The organism is Melittangium boletus DSM 14713, from assembly GCF_002305855.1.
Classification (GTDB): Bacteria; Myxococcota; Myxococcia; order Myxococcales; family Myxococcaceae; genus Cystobacter; species Cystobacter boletus.
In genome coordinates, this window is sequence record NZ_CP022163.1 from 2,224,988 (window position 1) to 2,237,490 (window position 12,503).

The following is a 12,503-nucleotide window of genomic DNA, read 5'->3' on the forward strand; positions in this document are numbered from 1 at the left end:
GGAACACCGCATGAACGCGCTTCATCCATCACGAAACAGGCTGGCGTCCTCACGCCTCGGGAAGGGAGCGGCGGCGGCCCTGCTCCTGGGCGTGAGCGCCTGCGATCACCCGACGCCCCAGGAAAAGGGCTGCGAGAGCCTCGCGGGAAGGACCGTGGAGGGCGTCACCCTCTCCGGGGCCCGCCTCGTCGCCGCGACCGGAGCCGTGCCGGAGTACTGCCAGGTGACGGGCACCCTGCCTCCGTCCCTGGACTTCGAGGTGCGGCTGCCCTCCGCGTGGAATGACAAGACGCTCTTCATCGGGGGCGGTGGCTTCGATGGCTCCATCCCCAGCGCGGACAGCTACACGGCGCGGGGCTATGCCTCCATCGCCTCGAATGGAGGCCACGCCGGCAGTGCCTTCGATGGCTCCTTCGCCACGGATCCGGTCAAGTTCGACGACTTCGCCGACCTGTCCACCCACCGCGTGCTGCCCGTCGCCAAGGCCATCATCCGCGAGCACTACGGACGCAACTCCGCGAGGACCTGGTTCGAGGGCTGCTCCAACGGAGGCCGCGAGGCCTTGATCGAGGCGCAGCGCTGGCCCGAGGACTTCGATGGAATCATCGCCCGGGCTCCGGCCTACAACTTCGTGGAGCTGATGCTCACGTTCAACCGCCACGCCCAACAGTTCTCCCGGCCGGGCGCCATGCTCCCCAAGGCCAAGCTCGAACTCCTGAGCCAGGCCGTGCTCGCGGCGTGTGACGCGAAGGATGGGCTCACCGACGGCGTCATCTCGAACCCGGCCGCCTGCCAGTTCGACCCCACCGTCCTCCAGTGCCCGGGCGCCGAGGGAGACAACTGCCTGACGGCGCCGCAGGTGGAGTCGGTCAAGACCGTCTACTCGCCCTATCGGGTCAACGGAAAGACGCTCAACGAGGGCTGGCCCCCGGGTGGCGAGGCGGACCCCGACAACTGGACGGCCTGGATCACGGGCGGCGGGAACATCTCTCTCTCCGGGGGAGCGCTCTTCGCCCAGGGATTGATCCGCTCCTTCATCACCCAGGATCCGGCCTACGACGCCCTGGCCTTCCAGATCACCGACTGGCTGCCCCGCATCGACGAGGTCTCCGCGCGAGTCTCCGCGCTCGACGCGGACCTGAGCCGCTTCCGGGCGCGCGGCGGCAAGCTGATTCTCTGGCACGGCGGCACCGACGCGGCCATCAGCCAGAAGGGAACGGAGGTGTACTACGAGAAGGTGCGCCAGACCGCGGGAGGGCAGGAGGCCGCGGACACCTTCGTCGAGTACTTCCCCGCGCCCGGCGTCAATCACTGCTTCGGCGGTGCCGGACCCGACAGCGTGGACCTGCTCCCCGCACTGGAGGCCTGGGTGGAGGGAGGCCCTCCTCCTTCCCAGACCGGGCTGGTGATTCGCAAGGAGGCGTCCACGAGAGGCAGCGCCCTGGCGCGGCCCTTGTGCAAGTACCCGCGCTACCCGAAGTACAACGGCGCGGGGGACGCGGCCCTGGCCGAGAGCTTCACCTGCGTGGAGCCCTGAGCCACGGGTAGACTTGGTGCATGCGAAAGATCCCTCACCTCACGCATGCACTCGCCCTGCTCCTGTTGAGTGAGGCCGCATGCACGCACATGCGGCCCCCCTCCGAGTCCCAACACACGCCCTGCGAGGGCTTTCGCGCCAGGACGTTGGAGGGGGCCACGCTCACCAGCGCCCGGCTCGTGGCCGCGGCGGGCGCACTGCCAGAATACTGCGAGGTGAAGGGCCAATTGCCTCCCTCGCTCTCCTTCGAGGTGCGGCTGCCCACGGCGTGGAATGGCCGGACGGTCTACAACGGGGGCGGGGCCTACGACGGCTTCATCATCCCCGGAGATGAATTCATCGCGAGGGGCTACGCCTCGGTCGCCTCGGACGGAGGCCATGCCGGGAGCCCCATGGATGGCTCGTTCGCGATGGATCCGGCCAAACTCGACGACTTCGCCTTCCTGTCCGTGCACCGCGTGCTGCCCGTGGCCCGGGCCGTCATCCGCGAGCACTACGGCCGCGACGCCACGAGGACCTGGTTCGAGGGCTGCTCCAACGGAGGCCGCGAGGGGCTGATCTCCGCGCAGCGCTGGCCCGAGGACTTCGACGGAGTCATCGCCCACGCCCCGGGCTACAACTTCGTGGAGCTGATGCTCACGTTCAACCACCACGCCCAGCGGCTCGCCCAACCGGGCGCCATGCCCTCGCGCGCACAGCTCGCGAGCCTGGGCCGGGCGGTGCTCGCGGCCTGTGACGCGAAGGATGGCCTCGCCGATGGCGTCATCTCCAACCCCACCGCCTGCACGTTCGACCCCGCCGTCCTCCAGTGCCAGGGCGCCGTCGGCGACGATTGCCTGACGCCCGCCCAGGTGGCCTCGGCCCGGACACTCGCCTCGCCCTACGTGCTCGAGGGAAAGACGCTCGGCCTGGGCTGGCCCGTGGGCGACGCGGAGGACCCCGGCGGATGGGCCGCGTGGCGCACGGAGGACGGGAAGATCGAGAGCACGGCGGGCTTCCGCTTCTCCCAGGAGATGATCCGCTACTTCATCACCCAGGACCCGGCCTACGACGCCCTGGCCTTCAACCCCTCCGAGTGGCACGCCCGCATCGACGCGTTGACGGCGCGGATCTCCGCCCACGACACGGACCTGAGCCGCTTCCGGGCCCATGGCGGCAAGCTCATCCTCCGGCACGGCGGCGCCGACGGAATCCTCACCCAGCGGGCCACGGCCGCGTACTACGAGGCCCTGGTGCGCGCGGCGGGGGGGCAGGAGGCCGCGGACACGTTCGTCGAGTACTTCCCCGCCCCGGGCGTCCAGCACTGCGGAGGCGGAGCCGGACCCAGCCAGGTGGACCTCCTCTCCGCGCTGGAGGACTGGGTGGAGCGCGGCGTCCCGCCCTCCCAGGCGAGGCTGGTGGCCCACAAGCCGAGCGCCACGGGACAACCCGTCCTGTCCCGCCCCGTGTGCAAGTACCCGCGCTACCCGCGCTACAACGGCTCGGGGGACGAGGCACGCGCGGAGAGCTTCACCTGCTCGGAGCCCTGAGGAGACGGGGACCCCCCCCGCCTTGCACCTCGGAAAGGGGCCCTGGTACAAGCGCCAGTTCATGTCGATATTGCGACTCAATTTCAACTCCAGGGCGCTCCTCCTATCGCTGGCGCTGGGGAGCCTCGCCTGCGGCGGCAAGGAGCCCGAGCCCCCCGCGCCCGTGGAAGAGGACACCGAGGCCCCTCTCATCACCCTCACCTCGCCCCAGGAGGGGGCCCGGCCCGCCACCTGGCGAGTCCACGTCACGGGCTCGGTGAGGGATGTCTCGGGCATCACCGGCCTCTCCTGGAAGCTCAACACGGACGCGCCCGTGGAGCTGGCTCCCCAGGGCGCCACGAGCCAGACCCTCGACTTCGAGCTCCAGCCCCGGCCTGGAGCCAACACCCTGGTGGTGGCGGCCGGTGATTCCCACGGCAACACCCGCGAGGCCTCCGTCTCCTTCGTCTTCGGGAGCCAGACGGGCGCGGGTGGACTGCACAGCGGCGTCATCCGGCGAGGAACGCTCTACACCTGGGGACGCAACAACCGGGGGCAGCTCGGCATCGGGAGCACCACCGACTCGCCCACGCCCGTGAAGGTGGAGTCCCCGTCGGACGTGGCGGCGCTCGTCCTCGTCCAGAACAACTCCCTGGCGCTCCAGGCCGACGGCTCGGTGTGGATGTGGGGAGACAACAGCAGCGGCCAGCTCGGCCAGGGACAGCCCGGCACACTGGACACCGCCCTCCGCGACGTGCCCACGCGCGTGCCCGGCATCACCGACGCCGTGATGGGCGCGCTCGGCTACTCCCACGCGCTGGTGCTCCACCGGGACGGCCACGTGTCCGCCTTCGGCGAGAACAACAACGGCCAGCTCGGCGACGGCACCACCGAGGACCGGCACTACCCCGTGCCCGTCCAGGGCCTCACCGACATCATCCGCGTCATCGGCGGCTCCCAGCACTCGGCGGCCCTGCGCGCCGATGGCACCGTCTGGGTGTGGGGCCGCAATGGCTATGGCAACCTCGGCAACGGCGCGGCCGACGCGGACAGCCACCCCGTCCCCACCCAGGTGCCCGGCCTCGCGAACGTGGTGGACCTGGCCGGCGGGCGAGACCACCTGCTCGCCCTGCACCAGGACGGCACCGTGTCCGCCTGGGGCCTCAACGCCAGCGGCCAGCTCGGAGATGGACAGGGCGGCAAGGACAGCCAGCGCGCCTCGCCCGCCCCGGTGCATGTCCTCACCGACGCCACCGCCGTCCATGCCCAGGCCAACATGAGCTTCGCCCGGCGCCAGGACGGCTCGGTCTGGGGCTGGGGACAGAACTTCAACGGCCAGCTCGGCACGGGAGACACCACCGAGCTGTCCGTGCCCACCACCCCCGTGCTCCTGCGCGTGGAGCCCCCCGAGCCCCTGAGCGGCCTGCTGGACGTGGCCCCCGGCGCCACGCACGTCGTCGCCCAGCACCGGGATGGCACCGTGTACGCCTGGGGCTGGAATTCCAAGGGCTCCCTGGGCCGGACGGCGCTCCTGGAGAACTGGGCCTATCCCCTGCCCCAACAGGTGGAGTTGCCGTGAAGACACCCCACCGCGCGCTGGCCGTGCTCCTGGGAGCCATCACGGCCTGTGGCTCTCCACCGGAGCCCGGACCCGACACCCAGGCCCCCGTCGTGCGCATCGTGTCCCCCCGCGAGGGGCAGGTGGGCGCGGTGTTCCAGGTGCGCGTGCGGGGAGGGCTCGAGGACGACCGGGGCGTGGAGCGCGCGTCCTGGTCCCTCAATGGCGAAGCCCCCGTGGCGTTCACCCCCTCGGCGAGCTTCACCCTCGAGGGCATCCCGAGGCTCGGCGACAACGTCGTGCGCGTGGAGGCCCAGGACGCCGCGGGCAACACGGGCGTGGCCGAGGTGCGCTTCTCCTTCGGCGGCGAGCTGGCGGGGGGCCTCTCCCATTCGGCGGCCGTGCGCGACGGGCGGCTCTTCACGTGGGGCGACAACGGGGCGGGACAGCTCGGGCTCGCCGAGACCTCGCGTCAGCCCCGCCCCACTCTCGTGCCGGAACCCACCCGGGTGCGCGTGGTGGTGACGGGCGCCTCCTCGACGCTCGTCCTCCAGGAGGACGGAAGCGCCTGGGCCTGGGGCTCGCTCCCCCAGGGACTGCTGCCCGAACGCGAGGCCGCCCATGTGCCCACGCGCATTCCCACGCCCGCTCCCGTGGTGGGCGCGGCGCTCGGAGGCGCGCACGCGCTGCTGCTGCTCGCGGACGGCACGGTGCTCGCGGCGGGCGCCAACGGTGACGGGCAGTTGGGGCTGGGTACCACCGAAGCCGTGGATGGGCCCACGCGCGTGCCCGGCCTGTCCGGCATCATCCGCGTGGCCGCGGGCTCCGAGCACTCCGTGGCGCTGCGCGCGGATGGCGCCGTGTTCGTCTGGGGCGCCAATGACGACGGGCAGCTCGGCAATGGCGAGGTGGACGACGCCCCCCATCCCGAGCCCTTCCAGGTCGCCCACCTGGAGCGAGTGGTGGACGTGGCGGCCGGGCGCGGCCACATGCTGGCGCTGGGCGAGGACGGACGGGTGCGCGCCTGGGGACTGGGCACCTCGGGACAGCTCGGCCACGGCAAGAGCGGCATGCTGGGGAGCCGGGCGCAGCCCGTGGACGTGATGGAACTCTCGGGGGTCGAGGCCGTGTTCGCCAGCGCCCACCTCAGCTTCGCGCTCACCTCCCCGGGCACGCTCTGGGCCTGGGGGCAGAACTCCAACGCACAGCTCGGCGACGGAAGCACCGCCGAGCGCCCCAGGCCCGTCCAGGTCCAGGGCCTCGGCCCGGTGCGCGCCGTGGGGGCGGGCTCGCTGCACGCGTTGGCCCATGCGGACACGGGGGCCTGCTTCGCCTGGGGCGCCAACGGCGGCGGGCAGCTCGGCACGAACGCCCCCTCGGAAGGCGCCTCCCGTTCCGCCGTCCCCCTGCGGGTGGAGTTTCCATGAAGCGCCGAGCCCCCCTGACGACAGCCGGAGTCCTCTGCCTGTGGAGCGCCTGTGGCCCGACGTCCCCGGTGACGCCCGGCGAGCCCCAGGGGTGGGCGGTGGTGGAGCCCGGCGAGGAGCTTCCCGGAGGCGCGGCGACGACCCAGGCGAGTGACGTCCAGGCCTTCTCGCGTCCGGCGCCGAACCTGCCCACGGAGCGCCTGTCCGCGTTCGGCGCGGGGGAAGCGCTCTTCGAGGCGGACTGGTTCGCGGCCCCCCACGCGCGCGCGGATCGCGACGGACTGGGGCCCCTCTTCAACGCCGTCTCCTGCGAGGCCTGCCACTTCCAGAATGGCCGCGGCACGCCGCCCCTGAGCGAGGACCAGCCCACGGTGTCACTGCTGCTGCGGCTGAGCGTGCCGGGCACGGGCGAGCACGGCGGCCCCCGGCCCGAGCCCACCTATGGAGATCAGCTCCAGACGCGGAGCATTCCGGGGGTGCCCGCCGAAGGGCGCGCCACGCTCGAGTGGGAGGAGCGCTCCGGCACCTTCGCGGACGGAGAGGCCTGGACGCTGCGCGCGCCCCGCTACCGCCTGACCCAGCTCGCGCACGGGCCCCTGGCCGCGGACGTGCGTGTGTCGCCGCGCGTGGCCCAGCCGCTGGTGGGACCCGGACTGCTCGAGGCCGTACCCGAGGCCCAGCTGCTCGAATGGGCGGACCCGGACGACGCCAACGGCGATGGCATCTCCGGACGGCCCAACCGCGTGTGGAGCGCGCGCCGGGGACGCGTGGAGCTGGGCCGCTTCGGCTGGAAGGCCAACCAGCCCGACCTGGAGCAGCAGAACGCGGGCGCGCTGCGGGGAGACCTCGGCATCACCACGCCCCTCTTCCCCACCGAGGCCTGCGCGCCCGCGCAAACGGCCTGCCTGGACGCGCCCACCGGAGGCATCCCCGAGCTGGACGCGGGCAAGCTCGACGCCCTCACCGCCTACACCGCCGGGCTCGCCGTCCCCGCGCGCCGGGGCCACGACACGCCCCAGGTGCTGCGCGGCAAGGACGTCTTCCACCGCGTGGGCTGCGCGCGCTGCCACCGGCCCTCGCTCGACACCGAGTCCCACCAGCGCCTGTGGCCCTACTCGGACCTGCTCCTGCATGACCTGGGAGACGGCCTCGCCGACGGGTACGACGACTTCCTCGCCACGGGCCGCGAGTGGCGCACGCCACCGCTGTGGGGCCTGGGCCTCACGCGCACCGTCAGCGGACACTCGCGCCTGCTGCACGACGGCCGCGCCCGCTCTCCCCTGGAGGCCATCCTCTGGCATGGCGGCGAGGCCAGCGCCTCCCGTGACGCGGTGCTCCAATCATCTCGCGCCGAGCGAGACGCCCTGCTGTCCTTCCTCGACTCCCTCTGAACCGTGGACCGGGCCACGGGCTTTTCAGGCCACGTTTTGACATTGATTCGCAGATTCAATAGTAGCCCTATCCCCTACACGAAAAGAGGAGTTGCCATGACGAAGCAGGGTTGGCTCGCACTGATGACCGGAGCGCTGTTCCTCACGAGCTGTGGCGAGGACAAGAAGGCGGAAACGGTGGATCCCCTCGCCGAGTCGCGCGCTCGGCCGGTGATCCAGAACTACGCGGCGCTGACGTCCGCGAACTACGCGGAGGTGGTGCGGCAGGCCCACTCGCTGCAGGAGGCCATCGAGGCCTTCGTGGCCAACCCGACCGACGCGACGATGGCGGCGGCCCGCGCGGCGTGGATCGAGGCGCGCGTCTCCTACGGCCAGAGCGAGGCGTACCGCTTCTACGGCGGCCCCATCGACAACGAGGACACCGGCCCCGAGGGGCAGATCAACGCCTGGCCGCTGGATGAGGCCTACATCGACGGCGTGGAGGAGAACTACGACGCCGGCATCATCAACGCCACGGAGGAGTACCCCGAGCTCACCCAGGAGCTGATCGCCTCGCTCAACGAGCGCGATGGCGAGACGAACATCGCCTCCGGCTACCACGCCATCGAGTTCCTGCTGTGGGGCCAGGATGTGTCCGAGACGGGCCCGGGCAACCGGCCGCCCACGGACTTCGTGAGCGGCGAGGAGACCACGCGCACCAACGCCGATCGGCGCCGGCAGTACCTGTCGCTCGTCACCAAGCAGCTCGTGGAGGACCTGGAGTCCGTGGAGGCGCAGTGGAAGCCGACCCAGGGCACCTACGGCCAGGCGTTCGGCGCCGAGTCCCCCAAGGCCGCGGTGCTGAAGATCCTCACCGGCCTGGGCAGCCTGAGCGGCGCGGAGCTCGCGGGCGAGCGCATGACGGTGGCCTACGACAACAAGGACCAGGAGGACGAGCACTCCTGCTTCAGCGACAACACGCACGCGGACCTGTACAACAACGCGCTCGGCATCCAGAACGTATACCTCGGCCGCTACGGCTCCGTGTCGGGCCCGGGCCTGAGCTCGCTGGTGGCCGAGGTGAACCCGGCGCTGGATCAGAAGATGAAGGAGCGCCTGCAGGCCAGCCTGGACGCCATCCGGGCCATTCCCGTCCCGTTCGATCAGGCTATCCTCGGCGCGGACAACAGCCCCGGCCGCCAGAAGGTGAAGGCCGCCATCGACGCCCTGCGCGCGCAGACGGACACGCTCGTCGAGGTGGCCACCGCGCTCGGCATCACGCTCAACCTGGAGTGAGATAACGACATGCGGCGCGCGCTCATCCCCCTGTGCTGCCTGCTCGCCTGTGGCGGGAGTGTCGAGGACGAGGGACCCGAGCCCGGTGAGGAACTGCCGGGCGGGGCCACCACGGTCCACGACACCACGCGCAACGCCTTCACCCTGGTGGCCCGCAACCTCCAGGGTGAACGGCGGGACGCGTTCTTCGTGGGCAACTCCCTCTTCAACCGCAACTGGGTGACGGCCCCCTCCTCCACCGAGGGGCTCGACGGGCTGGGGCCGACGTTCAACGCCTCCTCGTGCGCCGCGTGTCATTTCAAGGATGGGCGGGGCAAGCCCCCCACCGAGCCGGGCGAGAAGTCCCTGTCGCTGCTCTTCCGGCTCAGCATCCCCGGCCAGGACGCCCATGGGGCGCCGCTCGAGGATCCCGTCTACGGCGGGCAACTCCAGCCCCTGGCCATCCTCGGCGTCCCCGCCGAGGGCTCCATGGCCCTCTCGTACACCTCGCGCGAGGGCAGTTACGCCGACGGAACGCCCTGGTCCCTGGAGGCGCCGCACTACACGCTCCAGAACCTGGCCTTCGGGCCGCCCCATCCAGAGCTGATGGTGAGCCCGCGCGTGGCCCCGGTGATGATCGGCCTGGGCCTGCTGGAGGCCATTCCCGAGGCGAGCCTGGAAGCGCTCGCGGATCCGGACGACCGGAACGGGGACGGCATCTCCGGCCGCATCAACCATGTCTGGGACGTGGAGCACCGCCAGGCGCGCGTGGGCCGCTTCGGCTGGAAGGCCAACCAGCCGTCCCTGAAACATCAGAACGCGGGCGCCTTCCGGGGCGACCTCGGCATCACCTCGGACCTCTTCCCCACCAACGACTGCCCGCCGGCCCAGTCCGCCTGCATGAAGGCGCCCCATGGCGGCGAGCCCGAGCTGGACGCGCGCAAGCTGGAGCAGGTGACGTTCTACACCCGGATGCTCGCCGTGCCCGCGCGCCGGGAAGCGGACGCGCCCGACGTGCTGCGAGGCCGCAAGCTCTTCCGCGACGTGGGCTGCGCGTCCTGCCACGTGCCGCGCCACGAGACGGGCACGGTGGATGACGCGCCGGAGCTGTCCGGACAGGTCATCTACCCGTACACCGACCTGCTCCTGCACGACATGGGGCCGGAGCTGGCGGACCACCGCCCGGACTTCGAGGCCACCGGGAGCGAGTGGCGCACCCCACCCCTGTGGGGCATCGGGCTCGTCCAGACGGTCAACCGGCACACGCGCTTCCTGCACGATGGGCGCGCCCGCTCGCTGGAGGAGGCCATCCTCTGGCACGGAGGCGAGGCCGAGCCATCCCGCGAGCGCTTCCGCCACCTGTCCACCGACGAGCGCGCCGCGCTGCTGCGCTTCCTGGAGTCGCTGTGAACCCCTCCTTCCGCCGTCTGCTGTCCGCGTCCATGCTGCTGCCGCTCGCCCTCCTGGGCTGCGGGGACTCCCAGGGCACCACCCTGCGCACCACCTTCCTCAAGACGCTGGCCGAGGACACCATCCTCCCGACGTACCGGGAGTTCGACACGCGCTCGACCACGCTCGCCACGGCGCTCGACGCGCTCCACGCCACGCCCACCGAGGCCACGCTCGCTCAGGCGCAGACGGCCTGGCGGGCCGTGCGCGAGCCCTGGGGCGTGCAGGAGGCGCTGCACATCGGCCCCTCCGAGGACCTGCACACGGGCGCCGCGGTGGACCAGGTGCCCTCCACGAGCGGCATCGAGACCCTGCTCGCGGGCTCGATGGAACTCACCGTCCAGAACGTCGAGGAGCTGGGCGCCAACCGCAAGGGGATGATGGCGCTGGAGTACATGCTCTTCGACTCGCGGGCGGGGGACGCCGCGGTGCTCGCGCGCCTCACCGACGAGGGCAAGGGCCCACGCCGCCGGGCCTACGTGAAGGCACTGGGCGCCGTGCTGCACGGCAACGCCGTGGCGGTGCGCACCGAGTGGGAGCCGGAGCAGGGCAACTTCGTGGCGCAGCTCGCCACGGCGGGCACCCCGGGCGGCCGCTACGGCACGCAGAAGGAAGCGGTGGATGAGATCGTCAACCGCCTCATCTCCTCGGTGGAGGTGGCGGAGCTCAAGCTGTCCAAGCCGCTGGGCTTCGAGACCGGCGGCACCGTGCGCCCCGACGAGGAGGAGGCGCGGCGCAGCGACAACTCGCTCGCGGACCTCACCCACGCCATCCAGGGCATGGAGCGGCTGTGGCTCGGGGAGAACGGAAAGGGCGGCCTGTCGAGCGTGGTGGCCTCCACCAACAAGACACTGGACGCCACGGTGCGCGCGGACCTGGCGGGACTGCGCTCGGCGGTCGAGTCCATTCCGCCCCCGCTGCGCACGGCCCTCACGCAGAACCGCGAGTCCGTGGAGGCCGCCCGCGCCGCCTTTTCCACGCTGCGCGCCACGCTCGCCTCCGAGGTGGTGGCCAACCTGGGCGTGACGCTCAAGTTCAACGACAACGATGGCGATTGAGCGGGCGCGCGCGAGACTCTTCGCGCCGGTGGACCCCGCCTCGCTCGTCGCGTGGCGGGTGCTCTTCGGGCTGCTCATGGCGGTGGCCGTCGCGCGCTTCTTCGCCTACGGGTGGATCGAGGAGCACTACCTCGCGCCCCGGGTGCTCTTCCCCTTCGCGGGCCTGGAGTGGATCCGCCCGTGGCCACGCGAGGGCATGTACGCGCACTTCGTGCTCATGGGCCTGGGCGCGCTGGGCATCGCGTCTGGCGTGGCGTACCGGCCGAGCGCGCTCCTCTTCCTGCTCACCTTCACGTACGCGCACCTGATCGACCGCACGTACTACCTCAATCACTACTACTTCATCTCGCTGGTGGGCCTGGTGATGGTGTGCCTGCCGCTGGGGAGCGTGGGCAAGAGGGAGCATGTGCCCGCGTGGTGGCTATGGCTGCTGCGGGCCCAGGTGGGACTCGTGTACGTCTTTGGCGGCGTGGCCAAGCTCAAGAGCGACTGGCTGCTGCATGCCCAGCCATTGAAGATCTGGCTTGGAGCGAGCACGGACCTGCCAGTGCTGGGACGGTTCTTCGAGTGGCCCTGGGTGCCACACGCGTTCAGCATCGCCGGAGCGCTGTTCGACCTGGGCGTGGTCCCCGCGCTCCTGTGGCGGCGCACGCGCCCGTTCGCCTTCGCGGCCGTGGTTGTCTTCCACGTCATCACCCGGCTGCTGTTTCCCATCGGCATGTTCCCGTGGGTGATGATCTCTGGCGCCCTGCTCTTCTTCCCACCGGACTGGCCCCGGAGGCTCGCGGCGTGGGCACGGAGAAAGCCCCGTCAGGAGCGCGTTCCCGAGGCAGTGCCCGCGAGGCGCGCCTGGACGGGTCCGGCGCTGGCGCTCACGTTCCTGGCGGTGCAGTGCCTGCTGCCCTTGCGCCACCTGCTCTATCCGGGCGACGTGATGTGGACCGAGGAGGGTTTCCGCTTCTCGTGGAACGTGATGTTGATGGAGAAGGACGGGGTGGCGGAGTTCCGAGTGAGCGAGCCCACCACGGGGAAGTGGTGGGTGGTGTCACCGGGCAAGTACCTCTCGCCCTACCAAGTGAAGATGATGGCGACGCAGCCGGACATGCTGCTGACGTTCGCGCACTACCTGGCCCAGGACTTCGCCGAGCGAGGACATCCGGACGTGGAAGTGCGGGTCAACGCCTTCGCGAGCCTCAACGGGCGGCCCCGGCAACGACTGGTGGACCCGGAGGTGAACCTGGCCACGGTGAGCCCGTGGCAGGGCACGAGCACGTGGGTACTGCCCTTCAAGGACGTGGCGCCGCCCTGAGGGGGCATCGGC

At 71.3% G+C, this 12,503-nt stretch carries 9 protein-coding genes; all 9 read left to right on the forward strand.

What is annotated here, in order from left to right; all coding sequences use genetic code 11:
• Nucleotides 1-10 precede the first annotated feature (10 nt).
• A complete protein-coding gene (locus MEBOL_RS09240) occupies nucleotides 11-1,537 on the forward strand; it encodes a tannase/feruloyl esterase family alpha/beta hydrolase (RefSeq protein ID WP_095977071.1) in 1,527 nt (508 codons plus the stop codon).
• Between the two features lie 20 nt (nucleotides 1,538-1,557).
• Complete coding sequence (locus MEBOL_RS09245) at nucleotides 1,558-3,066, forward strand: tannase/feruloyl esterase family alpha/beta hydrolase (RefSeq protein WP_095977072.1); 1,509 nt, start codon at nucleotides 1,558-1,560, stop codon at nucleotides 3,064-3,066.
• A 61-nt stretch (nucleotides 3,067-3,127) separates the two neighbouring features.
• On the forward strand, nucleotides 3,128-4,624 hold the full coding sequence (locus MEBOL_RS09250; RefSeq protein ID WP_157774833.1) for an RCC1-like domain-containing protein: 1,497 nt from the start codon (nucleotides 3,128-3,130) through the stop codon (nucleotides 4,622-4,624).
• Nucleotides 4,621-6,030 carry an RCC1 domain-containing protein gene (locus MEBOL_RS41020; RefSeq protein WP_170115475.1) on the forward strand — a complete coding sequence of 470 codons (1,410 nt, stop codon included), beginning with the start codon at nucleotides 4,621-4,623 and terminating at the stop codon, nucleotides 6,028-6,030. The genes MEBOL_RS09250 and MEBOL_RS41020 overlap by 4 nt, the downstream gene beginning before the upstream one ends.
• Nucleotides 6,027-7,421 carry a di-heme oxidoreductase family protein gene (locus MEBOL_RS09265; protein WP_095977074.1) on the forward strand — a complete coding sequence of 465 codons (1,395 nt, stop codon included), beginning with the start codon at nucleotides 6,027-6,029 and terminating at the stop codon, nucleotides 7,419-7,421. The genes MEBOL_RS41020 and MEBOL_RS09265 overlap by 4 nt, the downstream gene beginning before the upstream one ends.
• Before the next feature lie 96 nt (nucleotides 7,422-7,517).
• The gene (locus tag MEBOL_RS09270; RefSeq protein WP_095977075.1) at nucleotides 7,518-8,696 is read left to right on the forward strand and encodes an imelysin family protein; all 1,179 of its coding nucleotides are present in this window, start codon (nucleotides 7,518-7,520) and stop codon (nucleotides 8,694-8,696) included.
• A gap of 9 nt (nucleotides 8,697-8,705) precedes the next feature.
• Entirely contained in the window at nucleotides 8,706-10,085 is a 1,380-nt protein-coding gene (locus MEBOL_RS09275; protein ID WP_095977076.1) for a di-heme oxidoreductase family protein, read from the forward strand.
• Complete coding sequence (locus MEBOL_RS09280; RefSeq protein ID WP_095977077.1) at nucleotides 10,082-11,182, forward strand: imelysin family protein; 1,101 nt, start codon at nucleotides 10,082-10,084, stop codon at nucleotides 11,180-11,182. Before MEBOL_RS09275 ends, MEBOL_RS09280 begins: the two co-directional genes overlap by 4 nt.
• A complete protein-coding gene (locus MEBOL_RS09285) occupies nucleotides 11,172-12,491 on the forward strand; it encodes an HTTM domain-containing protein (protein ID WP_095977078.1) in 1,320 nt (439 codons plus the stop codon). The genes MEBOL_RS09280 and MEBOL_RS09285 overlap by 11 nt, the downstream gene beginning before the upstream one ends.
• Nucleotides 12,492-12,503: the final 12 nt, after the last annotated feature.

Coding starts and splice junctions, on each gene's coding strand:
- MEBOL_RS09275 (WP_095977076.1), top strand. CDS start 8,706: ATGCGGCGCGCGCTCATCCCCCTGTGCTGCCTGCTCGCCTGTGGCGGG.
- MEBOL_RS09285 (WP_095977078.1), top strand. CDS start 11,172: ATGGCGATTGAGCGGGCGCGCGCGAGACTCTTCGCGCCGGTGGACCCC.
- MEBOL_RS09265 (WP_095977074.1), top strand. CDS start 6,027: ATGAAGCGCCGAGCCCCCCTGACGACAGCCGGAGTCCTCTGCCTGTGG.
- MEBOL_RS09270 (WP_095977075.1), top strand. CDS start 7,518: ATGACGAAGCAGGGTTGGCTCGCACTGATGACCGGAGCGCTGTTCCTC.
- MEBOL_RS09240 (WP_095977071.1), top strand. CDS start 11: ATGAACGCGCTTCATCCATCACGAAACAGGCTGGCGTCCTCACGCCTC.
- MEBOL_RS09245 (WP_095977072.1), top strand. CDS start 1,558: ATGCGAAAGATCCCTCACCTCACGCATGCACTCGCCCTGCTCCTGTTG.
- MEBOL_RS09250 (WP_157774833.1), top strand. CDS start 3,128: ATGTCGATATTGCGACTCAATTTCAACTCCAGGGCGCTCCTCCTATCG.